We start from the raw sequence: 22,301 nt of genomic DNA, 5'->3' as shown, positions 1-22,301 counted from the left end.
CGGATGGACTGGTACCCGGTTCATCCGAACCACGTGAGACCAAGGAGAACGTCATGCCGATCGTCACCGTCCAGCAAGGTCCGCGCACCGTCGAGCTCAAGCGCGAGCTGGTGAAGCGGATCACGGACGCGTTCGTGGAGTCCCTCGCGGTGCCGGCGGAGTCGGTGCAGGTGTGGATCCAGGAAGTGCCCACCGACAGCTGGGGCGTGGCCGGCCAGCTCACCGCGGACAAGTGAGCAGCTCGCCGTAGAACAGACCCGGGGTGTCAGGTACTCGGTGGTTGACCACCGTCATCTCGGCAGTCTGTGGATCCATCGCTGCCGCACGAATCGTTGGCACGCAAGTCTTCGACGCACTGCCCGTGGCAGGCGTGTGGTTGTGCCGCACGCCTGCCACGGCCGGTGATGCGTTCGGAACGCGAGCAAGCTGATCGGCGATCGGCCGCGGTGTGTCGCTGGGTCAGGCGGTTGGGCCCGCTGGTCGACCAGCGCCGATCCCGGCGCGGGCCGCTTTCCCTGAACGCAGTGGCCGTTGGTGAGCATCAACGGCGGGTCATCCGGCCGGGCGGTCGGAGTGCGCACCACCGAACCCGTGCATTCCGGACTGGTGAAGCTCGTGGGCCGGCCTTTCTCACCGCTGCTGACATCACCGGCCAGGCTCACTGGTCACCATCGCGGACGCCGGCCTCGACATGGCCGGCTCGTCCGGCGCCTGGGGCGCTTTCTGCACGAAGGCCAGGTCTGCCTAACCGCGGGACGGCACATCGTGGTCGAGTCCGTGGCCGACGAATACCTCGAGCGGCTTTCGCGCCGCGCCGCCGCGCTGCCGGCCGGCAACCCGCACGCCGAGCAGTCGCGCGGGCCCGCGTTCCGCGAGGAGATCTTCGGCCCTGTCGCGCCGGTGGTGGTCGTGCGGGACGAGTTCACCCAGTGGCAGTGGCTGACCGTCCGCGAGCAAGCGCACGGCTTCCCGTTCTGACAGTTCTCACCCGCACAGCAGCGCGGCCCGCAGGTCGAGACGGTGGTCGAGCCGCGAGAGGTCACGGCCGGTGAGCTGCTCGACGCGCTCGATCCGGTAGTGCACGGTGTTCACGTGGACGTGCATCGCCTCGGCCGTGCGGGTCCAGGAACCGTTGCCGGCAAGGAAGTTCTCCAGGGTGTCGAGCAGAAGGGCGGGCGACGACGCGTCGTGGCGCAGGAGCGGTCCGAGCACTTCCGCGCGGTAGGCGGCGCGCACGGCCGCGGGTAACCCGGCAAGGAGGCCGGCCAACGCGGTGACCTCCTCGACCGCGACGATCCGGGAACTCCGCGGCGTCCCGTGACGCGCCACCGCCGCGGCGTGACGGGCTTGGTCCAGCGCACCGGGCAGGTCGGCGGCGTCCGGCGCCGGTGCGCTCAGGCCACCGTGCAGCGGCACGTCCGGGGCGCAGGCGTGCAGCTTCGGCCACACCTGCGCCAATCCCGAAAGACAGTCCACATCGGACACAACGGCGACGGCCTCCCCCTGGGGCAGAGTCCCGGTCGCGAACGGAATTCCGCTCAGCCAAGCCAAACCCTCGTCCAGAGCGTCCGCCGCGTCGGCCATAACAAGGGAGACGACCAGGTAGGGCCCGGTCTCCGGAAGGCCGCAGGACCGCAATGCGTCCGAGACGACCAGCCGTGCGTCCATATCGGACACCAGCCGGTCCCCCGCCGCCCGATGGCCGGGCTGACCAAGCCGATACCGGCCGACCACCGCAGCGATCTCGTGCAACGCCCGCGGCGGCACCGGGGCTTCGGCCGGGGTACGCAGGCGCCACGCGTCGTACCGGGACGAGCCGCCTTCGACGGGGAGTTCGCGGGGATTCGACAGCGTCTCGGCGCCGGCCAGCACCCGCCCGGTCGCGGTGACGACCTGGCCCGCGACGCCGAGTGACGCCAGCGCGCAGTCCAGCAGCTCCGCCAGCGGCGCGTGCCCGGCGAGCAGCCGGTCCAGGTCACGGTGGGTGCCTTCGGGCAGCGCACGCCCGCCCGCCGGCAGCCGGCCGACGTCGCCCCACTGGCGCAGGTAGACCGCGTCGGTGATGGCCCGGAAATCGGTGTGCGCGGGGACCCGGGCGAGCAGGACGCCGTGCTCGCGGCAGGCGTCGGCCACGGCCTCGGGCACCGCGCCATGGGTCTCCTCGCCGGCGAACAGCGCGGCCGCCCCGGCCTCCCGCAGCGCCGCGACGAACCGCTCCGCCTTCGCCCGGCCGTGCTCCGGCGTCCACCAGACCAGCCCGCTCAGGACCAGGTCACCGGGCCGGACGAACCGGCGTGGGTCTTCCAGGTCGGTGACGGTCACGCCGCGCACCTCCCGCCCGGCCAGGGCGTCGTCACCCCAGGTCAGGGTCAGGTCCAGCGTTTCCAGCCCGAGAAGCTCAGCCACCCGCATGCCTTGGATGATGCTCCAGATCCGCGAGGTTTCACGAAGAATTTTCCGTAGCGCCCTCCACTCGTGTCACCGCGTCGCGTCTTGTTTCCTTCAAGGACCAGCTCGCGAGAGGAGCGGACAGCGTGGACCTGAACACCGTGACCGAAGTGCTCGACCCGCGCCGCGCGGCGCCCTGGCTGCCCGGTGACGCCTGGCTGGCGGGCGGCACCTACCTGTTCTCCGAGCCGCAGCCGCACCTGCGCCGCCTGGTCGACCTGAGCCGGTTCGGCTGGCCGCCCGTCCAGCGCCGCGACGACGGGTCGGTCGAGCTGGCCGCCACGTGCACGATCGCCGAGCTGTCCCGCTTCGCAGCGCACGACGGCCGTCCCGCGGCGGGGCTGGTCGAACAGTGCTGCCGGGCGTTCCTCGCGTCGTTCAAGATCTGGAACATGGCCACCGTGGGCGGAAACCTGTGCAACGCGCTGCCCGCCGGCCCGATGATCTCCCTGACCGCCGCCCTCGACGGTGTCGGCCTGCTGACCGCGCAGGACGGTGTCTCGCGACGCGTGCCGGTCGCCGAGTTCGTCACCGGCGCGGGCCGCTCCGTGCTGGCCGCGGGGGAACTGCTGCGGTCGGTCACCCTGCCCGCCGCCGCGCTGGCCCGGCGCACGGCGTTCCGCCAGGCCTCGCTCTACGGGCTGGGCCGCTCGGGCGCGCTGGTCATCGGGACGCTCGACGCGAGTGGCGCGTTCGCGCTGACCGTCACGGCGTCCACCGTGCGGCCGTTCCGCTTCGACTTCCCAGCCCTTCCGGACGAGCGCGAACTCCACGACGCGCTGGCGCGGGCCATCACGCCGGACGACTGGTTCGACGACATCCACGGGCTGCCGGAATGGCGGCGGCACATGACTTTCCGGTTCGCCGAGGAGATCCGCCGCGAGCTGGGCGGCGCCCGATGAAGATCACCGTCAACGAGCAGCGGTTCGAGGCCGAGCCCCGGCCCGGCCAGTGCCTGCGCACCTACCTCCGTGAGCGCGGCTGCTTCGGGGTGAAGAAGGGCTGCGACGCGGGAGACTGCGGCGCCTGCACGGTGCACGTGGACGGCGCGCCCGTGCACAGCTGCGTCTACCCGGCCGTCCGCGCCGAAGGGCGCAGCGTCACCACCGTCGAGGGTCTGGCGAAGGACGGGGAGCTGCACCCGGTCCAGCAGCAATTCCTTGACGCCCAGGGCTTTCAGTGCGGCTTCTGCACGGCGGGCTTCCTCATGACCACCGCCGCGCTCGACGAGGACAAGCTGGCCGACCTGCCCCGCGCGTTCAAGGGCAGCCTCTGCCGGTGCACGGGCTACCGCGCGATCGAGGACACCGTCCGCGGGGTGAAGCACGTCGAGGAGCCGGCCGGCGGCCAGGCGGTCGGGCGGAACCTGCCCGCGCCGGCCGGACCGGAGGTGGTCACCGGCACCGCCCGGTACACCTTCGACCTCGACGTGCCGGGCCTGCTGCACCTGAAGCTGCTGCGGTCGCCGCACGCCCACGCGCGGATCCGCCGCATCGACACGACCGCCGCCCTCGCCGTGCCCGGCGTCCAGCTGGTGCTCACCCATCACGACGCCCCGGACCGGCTCTACTCCAGCGCCCAGCACGAGCACGTCGAGGACGACCCCGCCGACACCCGGGTGTTCGACCGGGTGCTGCGGCACGTCGGCCAGCGCGTCGCGGCGGTAGTCGCGGATTCCGAGGCCGCCGCCGAGGAAGGCTGCCGCCGGATCGAGGTGACTTACGACGTACTGCCCGCGGTCACCGACCCCGATGCGGCCCTGCGGCCCGGCTCCCCCGTCGTCCACGACAAGGACCCGGCCGTGAGCGGGATCGCGCGGCCGAGGGACAACGTCGCCGCCGAGCTGCACGGCGAGGTCGGCGACGTGGAGGCGGGCTTCGCCGAGGCGGATGCCGTGTACGAGAACACTTTCCGGACCCAGCGCGTGCAGCACGCGAGCCTGGAGACGCACGGCGCGGTGGCCTGGTTCGACGAGGACACCGGCCGCCTCACGGTCCGCTCCAGCACCCAGACCCCGTTCCTCACCCGGCGCGCGCTGTGCTCGCTGTTCGACCTGCCCGAGGACGGGATCCGCGTGGTGGCCGGGCGGGTGGGCGGCGGTTTCGGCGGTAAGCAGGAGATGCTGGTCGAAGACGTCGTCGTGCTCGCGGCCCTGCGGCTGCGCCGTCCGGTCAAGCTGGAGTACACGCGCGCCGAGCAGTTCTTCGGCGCCACCACCCGGCACCCGTTCACCGTGCGGGTCAAGGCGGGCGCGCGCCGCGACGGCACCCTCACCGCGCTGGCGCTGCACGTCGTCGCCGACACCGGGGCGTACGGAAACCACGGCCCCGGCGTGCTTTTCCACGCCTGCGGCGAATCGCTGGCCGTTTACCGGTGCCCGAACAAAAAGGCCGACGGCTACTCGGTGTACACCCACAACGTGCCTTCGGGCGCGTTCCGCGGTTACGGGCTCGGCCAGGTCATCTTCGCCGTCGAGTCGGCCCTCGACGAGCTGGCCCACCAGCTCGGCCTCGACCCGCTGGTCCTGCGCGAGCGCACCGTCATCCGCGCCGGCGAGGCGATGACCACCGCCGACGGCGAGGAGGAAGACCTCCACATCGCCAGTTACGGCCTCGACCAGTGCCTCGGCATCATCCGCGCGGCCGCGGCCGAACCCGCCGAGCCCGCGCCACCGGGCTGGCTCGTCGGCGAGGGGTCGGCGCTGGCGATGATCGCGACCGCCCCGCCCCGCGGGCATTTCGCCGACGCCCGGGTCAGCCTGCTCTCCGACGGCACCTTCGACGTCGCCGTCGGCACGGCGGAGTTCGGCAACGGCACCACCACCGTGCACCGGCAGATCGCGGCCGGCGAACTCGGCACCACCACCGGGCAGGTGACGATCCGCCAGTCCGACACCGACCTCGTCCGCCACGACACCGGCGCCTTCGGCTCGACCGGCACCGTGGTCGCGGGGAAGGCGGTGCTGCGCGCGGCAGGAGCGCTGGCCGGGCAGATCCTGGACTTCGCGGCCGCCCACCTCGGCGTGGACCGGGCGTCGTGCCGGCTCGAAGAGGAAGCCGTCGGCTACGCCGGAAAACGGGTGCTGCTCAAGGAACTGCACCAGGCCGCGCTCGCCGCCGGCCGGGAACTCGCCGCCGACGGCCACTTCGACGGCACCCCGCGCTCGGTGGCCTTCAACGCGCAGTGGTTCCGGGTCGCCGTCGACCCCGGCACCGGCGAGATCCGGATCCTGCGCAGCGTGCACGCGGCCGACGCCGGGCAGGTGATGAACCCGATGCAGTGCCGCGGCCAGGTCGAAGGCGGGGTCGCGCAGGCCCTCGGGGCCACGCTGTTCGAGCACGTCCGCGTGGACGGGCGCGGAGCGGTCACCACCGCCGCCTTCCGCCAGTACCGGCTGCCCGCGTTCGCCGACGTGCCGCGCACCGAGGTCCACTTCATGACCACCGCGGACACCATCGGCCCGCTCGGCGCGAAGTCCATGAGCGAAAGCCCGTTCAACCCCGTCTCCCCCGCGCTGGCCAACGCCCTGCGCAACGCGACCGGCGTCCGGTTCACCGAGCTGCCGCTGACCCGGGACCGGGTGTGGCTCGCGGTGAAACACCTTGACGATCATCCGGAGCCTCCCGCAGGGTGAGCCCAGGCACTGAGAATCGGGGGGATCCATGAGCAGCCGTATCGCCGGCGATTTCGACTACGAGACCCACGGCGCCGGGTACGGCGTACAGCGCCGGCCCGACCCGCGGATCGCCGCGCTCGTCCACGCCGCGCTCGGCGACGCCCGGACGGTGCTCAACGTCGGCGCCGGGGCCGGCTCGTACGAGCCCGAAGACCGTGAGGTCACCGCGGTCGAGCCGTCCGCGTCGATGCGGGCCCAGCGCCCCGCCCGCCTGGCCGAGGCGATCGACGCCACCGCGGAGAGCCTTCCCTTGGGGGACAACAGCTTCGACGCCGCGATGGCGATGGTCACCGTCCACCAGTGGGCCGACCTCGACGCCGGGCTGCGCGAGCTGCGGCGGGTCAGCCGGGGCCCGGTCGTGGTGCTGACCTTCGACGGCGACGCGCTGGACCGGCTGTGGCTCGCCGACTACGCGCCCGAACTGATCGCCGCCGAACGCCGCCGGTACCCCGCGATCGAGCACATCCGCCAGGTGCTGGGCGGCACCAGCGAGGTGACGCCGGTCCCGGTGCCGTCGGACTGCGTCGACGGGTTCACCGAGGCCTATTACGCGCGGCCCGAGCGTTTCCTGGACCCTGCCGTGCGCGGATCGCAGTCGGCCTGGGGCTTCGTGGAGCCCGAGGCCGTCGACCGGACCGTGGCCCGGCTGCGCGCCGACCTCGGCTCGGGCGAGTGGCATCGCCGCTACGGCGCGGTCGCCGCCCAGCCGGAGTTCGTCGGCGCCGTCCGGCTCATCGTCGCCCGGCCGTAATTCCGCACCTGCGGATTTTTTCCCCGCCACGCACCCGCAGTCGCGGCGAAAATCACCCCTGAGCCCATCCGGGGGCTATTTGGCATTCGGCCTATACGGCTATGCCGAATGTCTGCTAGAACGTGTGCCGACGATCACAGTGCGGGTGATCTTCGCTCCGTAGCGCACGGTGGACGTCGCCCGTTCTGCTTGTCCACCACCACACCCGGAGATCGCTTTGGACTCCCCGTCCCCCTTGGGCCGACGCGCGTTCCTCTGACCATGGCCGGCCTGCGCGGCCACGTCGTGCTGGTCGACTTCTGGACCTACTCCTGCATCAACTGCCAGCGCAGCCTGCCGCACATCAAGGACCTCTACGCCCGCTACCACGCCGCCGGGCTGGATGTCGTGGGCGTGCACACGCCGGAGTTCGCCTTCGAGCACGACCAGGCCAACGTCGAGGCCGCGACCCAGAAGCTCGGCCTCACCTACCCGGTCGCGATCGACAACGAGACCAGCACGTTCAACAACTTCCGCAACCAGTACTGGCCCGCGCGCTACCTGATCGACGCCACCGGCCAGGTCCGCTACCTCAAGCTCGGCGAGGGGGCCTACGACCAGACGGAGAACCTCGTCCGAACCCTGTTGCAGCAAAGCAACCCCGCCGCGAAGCTGCCCGCGCCCGGCGAACTGCCCGACACCACACCGACCGACCAGCGCACCACCCGCGAGACCTACCTGAACTACGGCGAACTCCCCAAGACCTACGCCGGCACCAGCCCGCTCCAGCTGGAGCAGCCGACGGCCTACACCGCGCCACCGACGATCCCGGCCGGCAAGGTCGCCTACCGCGGCGACTGGACCATCGACTACCAGAAGTCCACCGCCGGGGCGGGCGCGCAGCTCCAGCTCGGCTACACCGCGAAATCCACCAACCTCGTGCTCGCCGGACAGGGCACAGTCACCGTCAACACCGGCGACGGGCAGCCGCCCCGCACCATCACCGTCAGCGGCACCCCGAACCTCTACCGCCTGACCCAGACGCCCGGCCTCCACAGCGGCGAGCTGTCCCTGACCCTCAGCCCGGGACTGCAGGCTTACTCCTTCACCTTCGGCTGATCGGCTGATCGGCCGCCCGCCGTCGTCCTCGCCCGTGGGTGGCCGACCGAGGCCGCTGGGGCTCACTGATCGCGGGCGGCCTCCCGCCGCAGGATCACGAGTCCCGCGATCGACCGCGGGATGAGCGTCAGGGCGCACACCAGCGCCACCCCGTACGAGACGGTCTGCCAGGCGAGCCCGTCGTAGTTGGCGATGAACGAGAATGCGAGGCAGCCGACCGCGACGAAGGCCAGCACGACGTTGAACCAGGCGCGGCCGATCGTGCGCGGGACCAGGCGATTCCAGGAAACTTCGGTTTTGTCGCGCAAGATACGGGACATGGGGTGGACCTCCTTCAGCTCGTCCTCCCAGTCTCCGCATCCGGGCGCCGTCGTTGATCAGCCTCGAGGACGAACTCGGCGGCCCCGCCTCGACCGTGCGAACGAGGGACCCCGCCGGAAGCGGTCACTCTTTCAGTTATGCAAGTCAGCTCTCATCATCGGAGTCGACCCGCTAAACTGGCCGCAGACGGAAGGGGCGAACGATGACCGAGCAGACCACCACCGGTCGCGTGAACCAGAAGCTGCGGACGCACCGGGCGATCGTGGCGGCCGCGGCCGAGCTGAGCCGGACCGGCCGTGAAGTGACCATGCCCGAGATCGCCAAGGCGGCCCTGGTTTCCGAAGCGACGGCCTACCGCTACTTCCCGGACCTGGCCAGCCTGCTGCGGGAAGCGATCGCCGGGCAGCTGCCGACGCCGGACGAAGCACTGAAAACGGTCGAAGGCTCCGAGGACCCGGTGGAACGCGTGGCGGCCGCGGCCGAGTTCCTGCTGCGGCACGTCCTCGCCCGGCAGGGGGTGGTGCGCGCGATGATCGCCGCCACCGTCACCCGGCCGGGCACCGCCGCCCGCCCGGGCCTGCGGTTCGGCCTGATCGACGACGCATTGGCCCCGCTGACCGAAAGCCACGACCCGGACAGCCCCGCGCTGACGCAGCTGCGCCGCAGCCTCGCGGTGGTCGTCAGCGCCGAGGCGCTGTTCACCCTGACCGACCTGTCCGGGCTCGACCCGGAGGACGCCATCGCGAGCGCCGTCAGCACCGCGGCCACGCTCACCCGGGCGTTCGTCCAGGAGAACCCCGGACGGCGCAAGCGAAAGAAGTGACGGTCCGGGCTGGGCTTCCCCAGTCCGGACACAACTTCGCCGCGCAGAGGACTTCGAAAGTCCCCTGCGCGGCGAAGTGGGTGATCAGGCGTTCTCGTCCGGCTTCACGACAGTGTCGACGAAGTTCCCGATGGCGCCGAGCGTCGCGCCCAACTGCTCGATCTGCGGGAAGTGCCCAGCGCCGGGGACCGGCACGAAGTGGCCGTCCGGGAACGCGCCGGCGTAGGTGCGGCCGTAGCGAGCGCTGAAGATTCCGTCCTCCTCGCCCCAGACAACCAGCACCGGCAGGGTGACGCGGTGCAGGCGTCGGCGGATCTTCGGGTCGTAGACGAAGTTCTCACCGGCGTAGACGGCCTGGGTCTTCTGGTTGGCGGCCTGGCCGGCCCGCTGCTCGTCGGTCAGCTTCGAGAAGTCGGGCCGGAAGGCCGCATTCGCGAAGGACAGCCCGCCGATCTCCAACGGGGGAATGGTGCGGATGTCGACGATGTCACCTTCGTCGTCGGGCTGGGGGCCGGAGGCGTTGAGCAGGACCAGGCAGCCCAGGCGCCCGCGGGTGTCGCGCAGCGCCATCTCGGTGGCGATCTGGCCGCCGAGGGAGTTGCCGATCACCATCACCCCGTTCAGGTCGAGCTTGTCCAGCAGGTCCAGGTAGGCCCAGGCCAGGTCCTCGAAGCTGTCGGCCCACTCCGGCCGCGGCGTGCCGTCGAAGCCGGGGTGGACGGGGGCGATGGTGTAAACGTGCTCGGACATCGCGGTCGCGAGACCGGCCACCGAGCGGGGCCCGGCGCCGCCGTGCAGCAGCAGCACGGCCTGTCCGTCGGTGTTCTCGCCGAATTCGCTGACGGTGACGGACAGGCCGTCAGCCAGGTCGATGGTGCGGGTGCTGCTGCTGGTGGTGGCCGAGGCGGTCATGGGTAAATCCCCTTCGTAAGAGTTGACTCGCATGACTGTAGACGACCCGCGTGCGTTCATGCAAGTCCACTCTCATGAAGACTCCCGGCTCGCATCCGCCGGGCATCGGCGCGACTCCTCCCCGATGGCGGATTTCGTTGGCCGGAAAGGGAAAGCCCCCAAAGGAAAGCCCTCAGCGGAAGTCGGCGGCGTGGTCCCGCGCCCACTGCTCGAACGGCACGGCGGGCCGCCCGAGCACCCGCTCCACGGCGTCCGTCGCCGGTGATCCCCCGGCCGCCGCGGCCGTGGTGAGCTCGAGGATCGCGGCGACGGTGGCCGAGGGCCCGAACCGGCGGCGGGCCGCGTCCTCCGACAGCTCCTCGACCCGGATCTCCCGGCCGATCGCCGCGCCGATCGACTCGACCTGACGCTGCTGGGACATCAGCTCGGGCCCGGTCAGCATCGCGCTGACGCCGGCGCCCCCGGACAGGGCCGCGACCGCCACCGCGGCGATGTCGCGTTCGTGGATCGGGGCGGTGACCGCGTCGGGACGGAACAGCCGGGCCACGCCCTCGGCCCGGATCGAGCGCGCCCAGTTCACCGCGTTGCCCGCCAGGACCAGCGGGCGGATCGGGGTCCAGCGCAGGCCCGAATCGGCGAACGACCGCTCGACGGCCCGGTGCTCCTCGGCGATCACGTTGCCCGCCGCGCCGGGCAGCAGCACGCTTCCCGACGACAGCTGCACCACCTGCTCCAGATCCGCGTCGCCGGCGGCCTGGAGGAACGCGTCCGCACCGGAAAGCGGCGCGTAGAGGAAGACCTTCCGCACCCCGTCCAGCGCGGCGCGCAGCGTGTCGGGCCGGGTCAGGTCGGCGGCGACCACCGGCACACCGGCCGGGAGGCCCGCCGTCGCGGGATCGCGGACCGAGGCGCGCACGGTTTCCCCGGCCGCCACCAGCTGCTCCAGCACCTGCCGCCCGATGCTGCCGCGAGCCCCGATCACCAGTGTTGTCATCGTTTGTCCTCCCCGTTCGGTCCCGCCGGCGGCGTTCGCCGGCGCCCTGGACCCGGCCTATGCTCGGCTCGACGATCAGGAACAACCAGCCAGTGGTGTCGTCATGGCGACTTTCGACGCAGAGAGGCCGGCGATGGCGACTTCCGACGCGTTCGACAAACTGGAACTCCAGCTCATCCACGCGCTGCAGCTGGACGGACGAGCGCCGTTCAGCACGATCGCCCGCGTCCTCGGCGTGTCCGACCAGACCGTCGCCCGCCGCTACACGCGCCTGCGCTCGGCCGGGAAGCTGCGGGTGACCGGCCGCACCGACCCGGCGCGGGTGGGCGAGGTCTCGTGGTTCGTCCGGGTCCGGTGCACCCCCAACGTCGCCCGGACCGTCGGCCGGGCGCTGGCGCGGCGCCCCGACACCTCGTGGGTCAAGCTGACCTCGGGCGGCACCGAGATCGTCGCCACGGTGCGGGCGCCCACCAGCCACGACAGCGAGACGCTGTTGCTGGAGCAGCTGCCGCGGACCCCGCAAGTGCTCGACGTCAGCGCGAACTGCCTGCTGCACGTCTTCTTCGGCGGCCCGCAGAGCGTCGTCGACGCGCTGTCGCCCGGGCAGGTGGCCCGGCTGCGGCCGCCGGACCCCGCACCCGGGCCGCCCGTCACCCTGGACGACGGCGACCGGAAGATGCTGGCCCTGCTGGAAAACGACGGCCGCACCGACTTCACCGCACTGGCCGCGGCCACCGGCCGCCCCGCGACCACCCTGCGCCGCCGCCTCGCCGAACTGCGGGCGACCGGCGCCGTCTACTTCGACGTGGACTACGACTACCGCAGCCTGCGCATGGCCAGCCAGACCATGTTGTGGCTCTCGGTGGCCCCGGACCAGCTGCTCGCGGCGGGCCGGGCACTGGGCGCCCACGCCGAAGTCCCGTTCGCCGCCGCCACGACGGGATCGACCAACCTGTACGCCAACGTCCTGTGCCCGGACCCCGGCGCGCTGTTCACCTACCTCACCACCGAGGTCGCCGCGCTCCCCTCGGTCCAGCGCATGGAGACCGCGCCGGTCATCCAGACCCTCAAGACGCTTTAGTGCTCCGGAGCCACAAGACCCTGGAGCGCCGTTAAGGCCTCCTTACCCGCGTGGGACGCGGGTAAGGAGGCCTTAACGGCCATGGACGGCCCAGCTCAGGACGGCGCGGTCAGGCCTTCTGCTGGCCCGGGTCCGTCGCGGCGGGGTCCGGGTGCTCCTCGCGCCACTTCTTGTCCGAATCGGCCCAGGCGGTGTCGGCCTGCATCTGGATGTCGGTGAGCGCCTTGTCGACGTTCACGAAGTCCTTGCCGACCCAGCCCACGAAGTTCTTACTGCTCTTGGCGTCCGACAGCCCCTTCATGACCGGGTAGTACTTCTGCAGTTTCGGGTTGGTCTTGAACTGGTTCTCGACCCACTTGACCTTGTCCCAGCTCGCCCCCTTCAGCCAGTCCTCGTGCGCCTTCATCTTCTTGATTTCCCACGGCTTCAACGGAGATTGCGGCTCCGGGGGCTTCGCCGGCGGCGGGACGTCGGTGTGGTCCCCGGCGGTGTTCGTGCCCTCGTCGTGCGGAGTCGGCGCATCGTCGTGGGGGGTCGGAGTGTCGTCGTGCGGAGTCGGCGCATCGTCATGCGGAGTCGGCGGCGCGTCGTCGTGCGGAGTCGGCGGCGCGTCGTCGTGTGGCGTCGGGGGCCGTGTTCCCGGCGGGGTCTCGGTGTGCGGCGGGCCGTTGAGGTGGTTGTCCGCGTTCACCCAGTCGTTGAACACGTCGTCTTCGTTGTTGTGGGGCGAGCCCGGCGGGGTCTCCTCGTGCGGGGTCGGCGGCGGCGAGCCTTCCGGCGTGTCGTTGTGCGGAGTCGGCGGGGCCTCCTCGTGCGGAGTCGGCGGCCGCGTTCCCGGCGGGGTCTCGGTGTGCGGTGTGCCCGTGCCACCCGGATGCGGCGTGATCGGGGTCAGCTCGTGTGTGGTCCCGCCGGTCTTCGGCAGCGGCTTGATCTGGGCGGAGAGCTTGACCAGCCGCCCCACCGTGCGCTCCCCCAGGCCCATCAGCTTGGCCAGCTTCGCGGCGAACGAAACGGCCTGCGCCGCCGCCAGCGCGACGCTCGTGCCCACCGCCGCGACCAGTGACGCGCCGAAGGTGAACGCGGCCATCGCCAGCCCGACCAGCACCGTGGCGATGATGTCGCCCAGGATCGTGGTGATCAGGTCGCGCAGCAGCGAGCGCACCGCGGTGACCAGCGCCATCGTGGTCTCGACCACGTACCCGGCGATGTCGACGGAGTGCCCGGAGTCCTCGATCTGCCCGCGCCGGGTGTCGACCTCCTTCTTGAAGGCGTCGTACCCCTCGCCCTTCCAGTTGGTGATCTGGGCGGCGAGCGCGGCGTCCAGGTCCTTCGCGGAGTTGCGGAGCGTCTCCCCGATCTTGTGCAGCTCCTCGGCCAGCTTCTTGATCTCCGCCGGGTCACCGGCGACCTGGTCCAGCGGCTCCTTGAGGAACGAGATGTGCTCGATCAGCCAGCCGAGGCCGGCGGACGTCAGCTTCGCCAGCGGGTCCAGCACGAGCGCGGCCGTGTCGGCGATCGCGCCGATCACCGTCACGCCGATCTCGACGCCGATCGCGGCCGCGTCGGCCCCGTGCGCGGTCTTGATCTCGGTGATCGCCGAGGCCACGCTGTGCCAGCTGTCGATCGCCCCCGCCCCGCTCGTCGAGTTCGACGAGGTGATGGGCTCTACGACACTCATGGTTTCAGTTCCGCCTTGAAGGTCCCGAGCCCGTTCGACGCGCTCTCGTCCTGGTTGGTGTAGGCCTCCGCGGCCTTTTTCGTGCTGTCGGCCGTCGCGGTGACGTCGTCCGAGACCTTGTCCAGATTGCCGGCGACGACGCTCATCGCGATCCGCGCCGGGATGGCGAGGATCTGCGCGAGGAGGATGCCGAACGCCTGGTTGTCGAAGCCGTTCGCCCCGTGCACGCCGCTGGCGGCTTCCTTCACCGCGGGCGCGGTGGTGCCGCTGAGGTACCCGCTGAACTTGTGCAGTTCGTCCGGGATGACCGTGAAACCGTTCCCTGCCACCGGTTTTCCCTTCTCACCAAGGATTGTTGTCTAGGTCGTCCTCGACCGGGGCTGACCGGGCCGGCCGGCGCGGCGAGGGCGGCGGGGGGCTTTGCTGCTGGGGTGGCGCGGCCGCGGGAGGGGGTGGCGCCGGCGGTTGCTGCGGTCGCGGCGGCGGCGCGCCCCCGGGCGGCGGCGGCGCGGCCCCGGATGGCGATGGCGCGGCCGCGGGCGGCGCCGGCTCGTCCTCCTCGTCCGGCTGGGGCACGAACTCCTGCAGGATCGCCATCGCCTCGGAGTCCTCGCCGCCGACCAGTCCGCCAAACGCGTCGTAGACCTCGGCCGACACTTCCTTCTGCGCGGTCGCGATCAGCTGCATCACCATCGCGGACAGCACCTCCGGCGGCCGGTGATAAGCCTTGGCGCCGAACGTGATCCCCTGCAGCACGCCGGCCGCGCCGACCGTCACGGACACGGCGCCGTCGGGCGTCCGCGCCGTCCCGGTGGCGGTGCGCAGCCGTTCGGCCATCTCGTCGGCCTTGGCCCTGATCCCCTCGACCTCGGCGGTGAACGAGGCCAGCGGGTCACCATCCCCGCCTTGTGCGAATTGTGTCACTTCGTCCTCTGGGAGCAGCCGGTCAGAAACACCGTCAAGTCGACCAGTACCGGCTGAACCCCAGACGACACCGGAGGGGACGGCAGTTGAACTCACCCGGTTGCTGCCCTGGCGGCTCCATGCCACTGCCCGAACCTCCCCCTGCCATCTGGTCCAGACCAGTTCACCGGGCTGCGACGATTAATCCATGGTTCCCGCAACGCCGGTTTCCCTGCTGAAATCGTATGAGACGACCGGAGCGGCTCATCGAAACGGCGTCGATTATCGGACCCGGAGATGAAACCGTCCGGTAACCCGCAAACCCGGGACCTTTCTTCACAACGCGATATTTCCCCCAAGATCCCATTTGGTGACCTTGGACCGTATTCGCCGTCCCATATTCCGGACAGCCCCTCGCGCAGTTATTCGCACCACAGCGCGAATTTGTGAATATTCACATGCGCCCTCACCACGTCGCTCACAATCACCTTTCACCAGGCAAAAAGACCAGAATCCCGTACGTCGAGAAATCGTCCGGTTCACCCTCCTGGCCTATTAACTTACCCCGTCTTTGATCATTCTTTTCCAGATTCTGCACAGTCGACGTCGCTTACGGCCAACTCACGGTTTTCGTGGAAGAGTCTGCGCTACGCTGTAACTACGGGGTTTCAGCGACGTTAACCAGGGCGGGCGGTGCTCGGCGCGCCCCTCCTTCGAGCACCCCGGAAAACACGTTTTCCTCATCGCCAAATCGCCTTTTACCGGCGATATGCGAATCCCTGCGTCAAATGAGGAGGAGTGCATGACGAGCTTGACACCGGATGCGCCACTACCGGGCGACCTCGCCGGTGAGCACCCGTGGACCGGAACCGGCACCGGCGTTCTGATCTGCCCCGATGCCGACCACAGAGCCCGGTGGAGACCGGGCGAACGACTGCACCACCTTTTCGAGGCGAAATGCGACGAACTGGCCGCCCAGGGCCGGAGCGGGCACCTCGCCGTCGACGCCGGTAAGGAACAACTCACTTACGCGGACCTCGACGCCCGCGCCAATCAATTGGCCCGGCACCTGCTCAGCCTCGGGGTCGGCGCCGGAGACCGCGTCGGGCTGTTGTTCGACGACGCCGTGCAGGCCTACACCGCCATGCTCGCGGTGCTGAAGGTGAACGCCGCGTACGTCCCGCTGGACGCGGGATTCCCCCGCGACCGGATCGGCTACATCGCCGGTGACGCCGGGACCGGGACCGTGCTCACGCTGGCGCACCTGCGTGAGCAGGTCGCGGAACTGGCCGTACGGCAGGTTTTCCTCGACGAGGACGAGTCCGCCGCGGCGATCGCCGGGCAGGACCCGGCCCGGCTGGGCCCGGCGGAAACCGGTCCCCCGGCCGAAGAACTCTGTTACGTCATCTACACCTCGGGCTCGACCGGGCGGCCCAAGGGCGTGGCCGTCGACCACGCCAGCATCTGCAACTTCGTCCGCGTCGCCGCGCAGACCTACGGAATGCGGCCGTCCGACCGGGTCTACCAGGGCATGACGATCGCCTTCGACTTCTCGGTCGAAGAGATCTGGGTGCCGTGGCTGGCCGGCGCGACGCTGGTCCCGAAACCGGGCGGCAGCGCGCTGGTCGGCCACGACCTGCACGCCTTCCTCACCGAACGCCGGATCAGCGCGTTGTGCTGTGTGCCGACGCTGCTGGCCACGGTCGAGGAAGACCTGCCGGCACTGCGGTTCCTGCTCGTCTCCGGCGAAGCCTGCCCGGAGGACCTGATCACCCGCTGGCACCGCCCGGACCGGCGGTTCCTCAACGTCTACGGCCCGACCGAGGCGACCGTGACCGCCACCTGGGCGGTCATCGACCCGGCCGGGCCGGTGACGATCGGGGTGCCGCTGCCGACCTACTCCGTGGTCGTGCTGGACCCGGACGCCCCGCGGCTGGCCGCGCCCGGCGAGGCCGGTGAGCTCGGCATCGCGGGCATCGGCCTGGCCCGCGGCTACCTCAACCGGGACGACCTCACCGAGCGCGCGTTCATCCGCGACTTCGTCGGGATCCCCGGCAACCCGTCGGGCCGCATCTACCGCACCGGCGACCTCTGCCGGATCACCCCGGCCGGGCTGATCGAGTACCAGGGGCGGATCGACACCCAGGTGAAGATCCGGGGCTACCGCATCGAACTGACCGAAGTCGAGTCGGCGCTGCTGGGCGTGCCCGGGATCGCCGCGGCCGTGGTCAGCACCCACTCGCCCGCGCCGGACACGGTGGAGCTGGCCGCGTACTACAGCCGGCGGGCGGACGCCGGGCCGCTGGGCCACGACCGGATCCTGGCCCACCTGCGCGACCGGCTGCCCGGCTACATGATCCCGGCCTACCTCCAGGAACTCGACGCCATCCCGTTGACACCGGGGAACAAGGCCGACCGCAAGAACCTGCCGGTGCCGACCGGGCCGCGCAGCACCGGTTCGGACCACGCCTACGTCGCCCCGGACACCCCTGGGGAACGCGAGCTGGCCGCGATCATGGCTGACGTGCTCGGCGTCGAGCGGGTTTCCGTGCGCGACCACGTCTTCGACGATCTCGGCGCGAATTCCCTGCTGATCGCCCGTTTCTGCGCGAAGGTCCGGAACCACCCGGCCCTCCCGCCGGTGTCGATGAAGGACGTCTACCTCAGCCCGGACCTGGCCGCGCTGGCCGGGACACTGGCCACGCGGGAGCCCGGCGGCACACCGGTCCGCGCGGCCACCACACCACCGCCGCCGCCGGTGAGCGGGCCGATGTACGTGCTGTGCGGCGTATTGCAGCTGCTGGTGTTCCTCGCCTACTGCTGCATGGACGCGTTTGTGCTCGACGACGGCATCATCTGGGTCGGCGGCGGCAGCGGGCTGCTCGAGCTGTACCTGCGGTCGGTCGCGTTCGCGGCGGCCGGCTTCACGCTGCTGTGCACCGTGCCGCTCGCCGCCAAGTGGCTGCTGGTCGGACGCTGGAAGCCCACCGAGATCCGGTTGTGGAGCCTGGGTTACGTCCGGTTCTGGGCCGTGAAGACCCTGCAGCGGCTCAACCCGCTCGCGCTGTTCGTCGGCACCCCGTTGTACGTGTTCTACCTGCGCACGCTGGGGGCCAGGATCGGCCCGGGGGTGACCATCCTTTCGGCGAACCTGCCGGTGTGCACCGACCTGCTCACCGTCGGCGCGGGCACGATCATCCGGAAGGACACCGCTTTCGCCTGCTACCGCGCCGAACTCGGCCGGCTGCGCACCGGCCGGGTGAGCATCGGCGAAGGCGTGTTCGTCGGCGAGGCGTCCGTGCTCGACATCAACACCGCCATCGGCGACCACGCGCAGCTCGGGCACAGCTCGTCCCTGCACGACGGCCAGGCCGTCCCGGACGGCGCGCACTGGCACGGCTCACCGGCTGTTCCGTCCACAGTGGACTACGACACGCTGGAGCCGCGGCCGTGCGGGACGGCCCGGCGCGCGCGGTTCAGCGTGCTGCGCGTCCTGCTCCTGCTGCTGGTCTACGTGCCGCTGCTGCTCGGCGCCTTGAACGCCGCCGACCAGCTGTTCACCTCGGCCACCCTGACCGGGGCCGGCGCGGCCGCCGCGGACGTCGGCGAGACCGCGGGCCTGTACCTGGGCCTGCTCCTGTTCGGGCTGCTGGCCCTGTGCACGCTGCCCCGGGTGCTGTCCCGGCTCGTCCGGCCCGGCCGGGTCTACCCGCTGTTCGGGTTCCACCACAACGTGCAGCGCACGATCACCCGGCTGACCAACATCCGGACCTTCCAGAACCTCTTCGGCGACAGCTCGGCGATCGTGCACTACCTCCGCGGGCTCGGCTACGACCTCGGCGACTACGTGCAGACCGGGTCCAACTTCGGCCTGTCGGTGCGGCACGACAACCCGCTGCTGTCCAGTGTGGGCCGGGGCACGATGATCTCCGACGGGCTGAGCATCGGCAACCTCGACTACTCCAGCACGTCGTTCCGGCTGGCGCCAACCCAGATCGGGGAGCACAACTTCGCCGGCAACAACATCCACTACCCCACCGGCGGCCGGACCGGGTCCAACTGCCTGCTCGCCACCAAGGTGATGATCCCGCTGGACGGCCCGCTGCGGGAGAACACCGGCCTGCTCGGCTCGCCGAGCTTCGAGATCCCCCGCTCGGTCGACCGGGACAGCCGGTTCGCGAACCTGGCCACCGGGGAAGCACTGCGGCACAGCCTCGCCCGCAAGAACCGGCACAACGCCGTGACGATGCTCGCGTACCTGCTCGCCCAGTGCCTCGGCCTCGGCGGGACGGTGCTGATCGCGCTGGTCGCGGGCAGCCTGAACAGCCGGTTCGGCCCGGTCGTGTGGGCGGTGGACATCCTCGCGTCGCTGGTGTTCGTCGTCGCCTACTGGATTCTCGTCGAGCGCGCGGTGCAGGGCTTCCGCCGGCTGCGGCCCCGGTTCTGCTCGATCTACGACCCGGTGTTCTGGCGGCACGAGCGGTTCTGGAAGCTCAGCTCGGGCCGCTACCTCACGATGTTCAACGGGACGCCGTTCAAGGTCCTGCTCTGGCGCCTGCTCGGGGTGAAGATGGGCCGCCGCGTGTTCGACGACGGCTGCGGCATCCCGGAGAAGAGCCTCGTCAGTGTCGGCGACGGCTCCGTGCTCAACCTGGCCAGCGTGCTGCAGGGCCATTCGCTCGAAGACGGCGCCTTCAAGTCCGACCGCATCAGCCTCGGGGCCGGCTGCGTCGTCGGCGCCAACGCCTTCGTCCACTATGGAGTGACGATGGCCGGCGGCGCCGTGCTCTCCCCCGATTCGTTCCTGATGAAGGGCACCGAACTGACCACCGCCGCCCACTGGGGCGGCAACCCCGCCGTCGAACTCGACCGGGTCACCACCACTGTCACGGGAGAACTGGCCACATGACCACCCTCGCTCACCCCGCGTCGCTCACCGGCCCCGCCGTCCACGGCGACCTGCCCGGCCCGCGCTCGGCCGAGTACCTCGCCCGGCAGGACCGCCGGGAGTCCAACGCCAGGGCCTACCCCCGGCACCTGCCGATCGCGATCGCCGAAGGCTCCGGCAGCTTCGTGCGCGACGTCGACGGCAACGTGTTCATCGACTTCCTCGCCGGGGCCGGAGTGCTGTCCCTCGGCCACAACCACCCCGAGCTGGTCGAGGCCATGACCGGCCAGCTGGGCCTGCTGACCCACGCGCTGGACTTCCCCACCCCGGCCAAGGACGAGTTCACCGCGGCCCAGCTCGCGATGCTGCCCGAAGGCATGCGGTCGAGGATGAAACTGCACTTCTGCGGGCCGACCGGGGCGAACGCGGTCGAGGCCGCGCTCAAGCTGTGCAAGACCGCGACCGGGCGCGGCGACATCGTGTCGTTCCAGGGCGGGTTCCACGGCAGCACCCACGCCGCGCTGAGCCTGACCGGGCTGGTCAGCCAGAAGCAGCCGGTCGCCAACACGATGCCCGGCGTGCACTTCTTCCCGTACTCCTACTGCCACCGGTGCCCGGTCGGGCTCGAGCCGGACACCTGCGCCACCAACTGCGTGGAATTCCTCGAGCGGTCGCTGACCGACGCCAACGGCGGCATCCCGCTGCCCGCGGCGGTCGTGCTCGAACTGGTGCAGGGCGAGGGCGGCGTGATCCCGGCGCGGGAGAGCTTCGTGCACCGGGTGCGCGAGCTGACCCGGGAGCTGGACATCCCGCTGGTCGTCGACGAGGTGCAGACCGGCTGCGGCCGGACCGGGACCTGGTTCGCCTTCGAGCGTTACGGCATCGAGCCCGACGTGGTCATCGCGTCCAAGGCGCTCAGCGGGATCGGCGCGCCGGTCGCGCTGATCATCTACGACGAGCGCCTGGACACCTGGGCGCCGGGCGCGCACAGCGGCACCTTCCGCGGCAACCAGCTCGCCTTCGCCGCGGGGGTGCGGGCCATCGAGGTGATCAAGCGCGACGGAGTGCTCGCGAACGTCGTCGAGCGGGAGCACCAGCTCGAAGTGCTGTTCGCCCCGCTGGCCGGCCATCCCTGGGTGGCGGACGTGCGCGGGGCCGGGCTGATGTGGGGCATCGAGCTGGCCGACCCGCACACCGGCGCGCCCGCGTCGGCCCTCGCCCTGGCCGTGCAGGAACAGGCGCTGCGCCGCGGGCTCATCGTCGAACTGGGCGGGCGCGGCGACTGCGTGGTGCGGCTGCTGCCCCCGCTCAACGTCACCGCGGAGGTGGTGCGCACCGCGGCCGGGATCCTGCTCGCCGCACTCGACGCCGCGGCCGGGGACGCGAGATGACCCTCATCGTGCAGAAGTACGGTGGCTCGTCCGTGGCCACTCCCGAGCGGATCTCCGCGGTCGCCGAACGGATCGCGGGCGCGCGGCGTGACGGCGGCCAGATCGCCGTGGTGGTGTCCGCGATGGGCGACACCACCGACCGCCTGCTCGCCCTCGCCGGGCAGGTGAGCGAAACCCCGGCGCCCCGCGAGCTGGACCACCTGCTTTCGGCCGGGGAGCACATTTCCAGCGCCCTGCTGACGATGGCGCTGCAGCGGCTCGGGGTCGGCGCCTGCTCGCTCTCGGGCGGGCAGGCCGGGCTGCGCACCACCCCGTCCCACGGCGGCGCGCGCATCCTCGACATCGACCCGGCCCGGGTCCGCCGCGAGCTCTCCGACGGCCGGATCGTGGTGGTGGCCGGGTTCCAGGGCGTCCGGCCGGACACTTCGGACACGACCACCCTCGGCCGCGGCGGCTCCGACACCACCGCGGTCGCGCTGGCCGCCGCGCTCGCGGCCCAGCGGTGCGAGATCTACACCGACGTCGACGGCGTCTACACCGCCGACCCCCGGATCGTGCCGGACGCGCGGCGGATCCCGGCCATCGGCCACCCGGCGATGCTGGAACTGGCGACGGCCGGGGCCAAGGTGCTGATGGCGCGGTGCGTCGAATGCGCCCACCAGCACGGCGTCCGGCTCCACGTCCGCTCTTCCTACACCGATCATCCCGGCACCCTCGTTTCCGCAGTCCCGGAGGACATCATGGAACAGCCAGCCATCACCGGCGTCGCGCACGACCGCTCCGTCGTGGCCGTCACCCTCACCGACGTGCCGCCGGCCCCCACGACGACCGCGCTCGTGCTCCGCGCCCTCGCGGGCACCGGGGTGGAGGTCGACATGCTCACCCGCACCCCCTCCCGCACCGGTTCGTCCACAGTGGACCTCACCGTGGTCGTGCCGGAACCCGGCCTGGCGCGGGCATTGACCGCGCTCGACGTGCGCCGGGCCGAGATCGGCTTCGCCCGGCTGAGCCACGACGAAGGCGCGGGCAAGGTCTCGGTGGTCGGCACCGGCGTGCGCTCGGACGCGACCGTGACCGCGACGTTCCTGGAAACGCTGGCCGCGGCCGGCGCCGGGGTGCGCCAGCTGGCCGTCTCCGAACTGCGGCTGTCCGCCCTGTGCGACCGCGCCCGCCTCGACGAGGCCGTCCGCGCCCTGCACCGCGCCTTCGGCCTGCACGAGCCGCCCCGGGTCGTCCTGCCCGCGGGCAACCGGGCCGGCGCCACGGCGTGACAACCCCTCGGGCGCAGGCTCCGCGGCACACCATCCGGTGACCGCGCCGCCGCTCGCCGTTGA

Annotated in this window: 18 protein-coding genes; 11 read left to right on the top strand and 7 right to left on the bottom strand. The window is 71.2% G+C overall.

Annotation, left to right across the window (positions count from 1 at the left end):
- The first annotated feature begins 53 nt into the window (after positions 1–53).
- Together dmpI and OG943_RS03895 are read left to right on the top strand one after the other, a co-directional pair.
- Entirely contained in the window at positions 54–236 is a 183-nt protein-coding gene (gene dmpI / locus OG943_RS03900; RefSeq protein ID WP_328608276.1) for a 4-oxalocrotonate tautomerase DmpI, read from the top strand.
- A gap of 529 nt (positions 237–765) precedes the next feature.
- On the top strand, positions 766–978 hold the full coding sequence (locus tag OG943_RS03895) for a hypothetical protein (protein WP_328608275.1): 213 nt from the start codon (positions 766–768) through the stop codon (positions 976–978).
- 6 nt (positions 979–984) lie between these two features.
- Here the strand turns inward: OG943_RS03895 and OG943_RS03890 are convergent, their stop codons facing one another.
- On the bottom strand, positions 985–2,412 hold the full coding sequence (locus OG943_RS03890; protein ID WP_328608274.1) for a helix-turn-helix domain-containing protein: 1,428 nt from the start codon (positions 2,410–2,412) through the stop codon (positions 985–987).
- Positions 2,413–2,534: 122 nt separating this feature from the next.
- Between OG943_RS03890 and OG943_RS03885 the strand changes: the two genes are divergently transcribed.
- From OG943_RS03885 to OG943_RS03870, 4 genes are all read left to right on the top strand, one after another.
- A complete protein-coding gene (locus tag OG943_RS03885) occupies positions 2,535–3,350 on the top strand; it encodes an FAD binding domain-containing protein (protein WP_328608273.1) in 816 nt (271 codons plus the stop codon).
- Positions 3,347–6,082: a molybdopterin-dependent oxidoreductase gene (locus tag OG943_RS03880; RefSeq protein ID WP_328608272.1), complete on the top strand. Its 2,736-nt coding sequence runs from the start codon at positions 3,347–3,349 to the stop codon at positions 6,080–6,082. The genes OG943_RS03885 and OG943_RS03880 overlap by 4 nt, the downstream gene beginning before the upstream one ends.
- A gap of 28 nt (positions 6,083–6,110) precedes the next feature.
- Positions 6,111–6,875 (top strand): class I SAM-dependent methyltransferase, encoded by a 765-nt coding sequence (locus OG943_RS03875; RefSeq protein WP_328608271.1) that lies wholly within the window; start codon positions 6,111–6,113, stop codon positions 6,873–6,875.
- Positions 6,876–7,136: 261 nt separating this feature from the next.
- Positions 7,137–7,973 carry a redoxin domain-containing protein gene (locus OG943_RS03870; protein WP_328608270.1) on the top strand — a complete coding sequence of 279 codons (837 nt, stop codon included), beginning with the start codon at positions 7,137–7,139 and terminating at the stop codon, positions 7,971–7,973.
- Between the two features lie 62 nt (positions 7,974–8,035).
- Here OG943_RS03870 and OG943_RS03865 read toward each other — a convergent pair whose 3' ends face one another.
- On the bottom strand, positions 8,036–8,293 hold the full coding sequence (locus OG943_RS03865) for a hypothetical protein (protein ID WP_328608269.1): 258 nt from the start codon (positions 8,291–8,293) through the stop codon (positions 8,036–8,038).
- Positions 8,294–8,496: 203 nt separating this feature from the next.
- Here OG943_RS03865 and OG943_RS03860 point away from each other — a divergent pair, with 203 nt between their 5' ends.
- Positions 8,497–9,117: a TetR/AcrR family transcriptional regulator gene (locus OG943_RS03860; protein ID WP_328608268.1), complete on the top strand. Its 621-nt coding sequence runs from the start codon at positions 8,497–8,499 to the stop codon at positions 9,115–9,117.
- Positions 9,118–9,201: 84 nt separating this feature from the next.
- Here OG943_RS03860 and OG943_RS03855 read toward each other — a convergent pair whose 3' ends face one another.
- Together OG943_RS03855 and OG943_RS03850 are read right to left on the bottom strand one after the other, a co-directional pair.
- Positions 9,202–10,029 (bottom strand): alpha/beta fold hydrolase, encoded by an 828-nt coding sequence (locus tag OG943_RS03855; protein WP_328608267.1) that lies wholly within the window; start codon positions 10,027–10,029, stop codon positions 9,202–9,204.
- A 172-nt stretch (positions 10,030–10,201) separates the two neighbouring features.
- Positions 10,202–11,023, bottom strand: a complete 822-nt coding sequence (locus tag OG943_RS03850; protein ID WP_328608266.1) for an NAD(P)H-binding protein — start codon at positions 11,021–11,023, stop codon at positions 10,202–10,204.
- Between the two features lie 133 nt (positions 11,024–11,156).
- On the opposite strand from OG943_RS03850, the gene OG943_RS03845 reads away from it, so the two are divergent.
- Positions 11,157–12,104, top strand: coding sequence for an Lrp/AsnC family transcriptional regulator (locus OG943_RS03845; protein WP_328608265.1), 948 nt, complete (start codon positions 11,157–11,159; stop codon positions 12,102–12,104).
- 109 nt (positions 12,105–12,213) lie between these two features.
- Here OG943_RS03845 and OG943_RS03840 read toward each other — a convergent pair whose 3' ends face one another.
- The 3 genes from OG943_RS03840 to OG943_RS03830 are packed head-to-tail and all read right to left on the bottom strand — an operon-like array spanning position 12,214 to position 14,709.
- Positions 12,214–13,785 (bottom strand): hypothetical protein, encoded by a 1,572-nt coding sequence (locus OG943_RS03840; RefSeq protein ID WP_328608264.1) that lies wholly within the window; start codon positions 13,783–13,785, stop codon positions 12,214–12,216.
- Complete coding sequence (locus OG943_RS03835) at positions 13,782–14,114, bottom strand: hypothetical protein (RefSeq protein ID WP_328608263.1); 333 nt, start codon at positions 14,112–14,114, stop codon at positions 13,782–13,784. Before OG943_RS03835 ends, OG943_RS03840 begins: the two co-directional genes overlap by 4 nt.
- A gap of 13 nt (positions 14,115–14,127) precedes the next feature.
- Entirely contained in the window at positions 14,128–14,709 is a 582-nt protein-coding gene (locus OG943_RS03830; protein ID WP_328608262.1) for a YbaB/EbfC family nucleoid-associated protein, read from the bottom strand.
- Between the two features lie 781 nt (positions 14,710–15,490).
- Here OG943_RS03830 and OG943_RS03825 point away from each other — a divergent pair.
- From OG943_RS03825 to OG943_RS03815, 3 genes are read left to right on the top strand one after another with little or no spacing between them, the layout of a single operon-like run.
- Positions 15,491–19,597 (top strand): Pls/PosA family non-ribosomal peptide synthetase, encoded by a 4,107-nt coding sequence (locus OG943_RS03825; RefSeq protein WP_328608261.1) that lies wholly within the window; start codon positions 15,491–15,493, stop codon positions 19,595–19,597.
- Entirely contained in the window at positions 19,594–20,967 is a 1,374-nt protein-coding gene (locus tag OG943_RS03820) for a diaminobutyrate--2-oxoglutarate transaminase family protein (protein WP_328608260.1), read from the top strand. The genes OG943_RS03825 and OG943_RS03820 overlap by 4 nt, the downstream gene beginning before the upstream one ends.
- Positions 20,964–22,238, top strand: a complete 1,275-nt coding sequence (locus tag OG943_RS03815) for an aspartate kinase (RefSeq protein ID WP_328608259.1) — start codon at positions 20,964–20,966, stop codon at positions 22,236–22,238. The genes OG943_RS03820 and OG943_RS03815 overlap by 4 nt, the downstream gene beginning before the upstream one ends.
- Positions 22,239–22,301 lie beyond the last annotated feature (63 nt).

The sequence above is a fragment of the Amycolatopsis sp. NBC_00345 genome (assembly GCF_036116635.1).
Classification (GTDB): Bacteria; Actinomycetota; Actinomycetes; order Mycobacteriales; family Pseudonocardiaceae; genus Amycolatopsis.
Note: the sequence above shows the minus strand (reverse complement) of the source record. Positions and strands in the feature narration are given on the sequence as shown.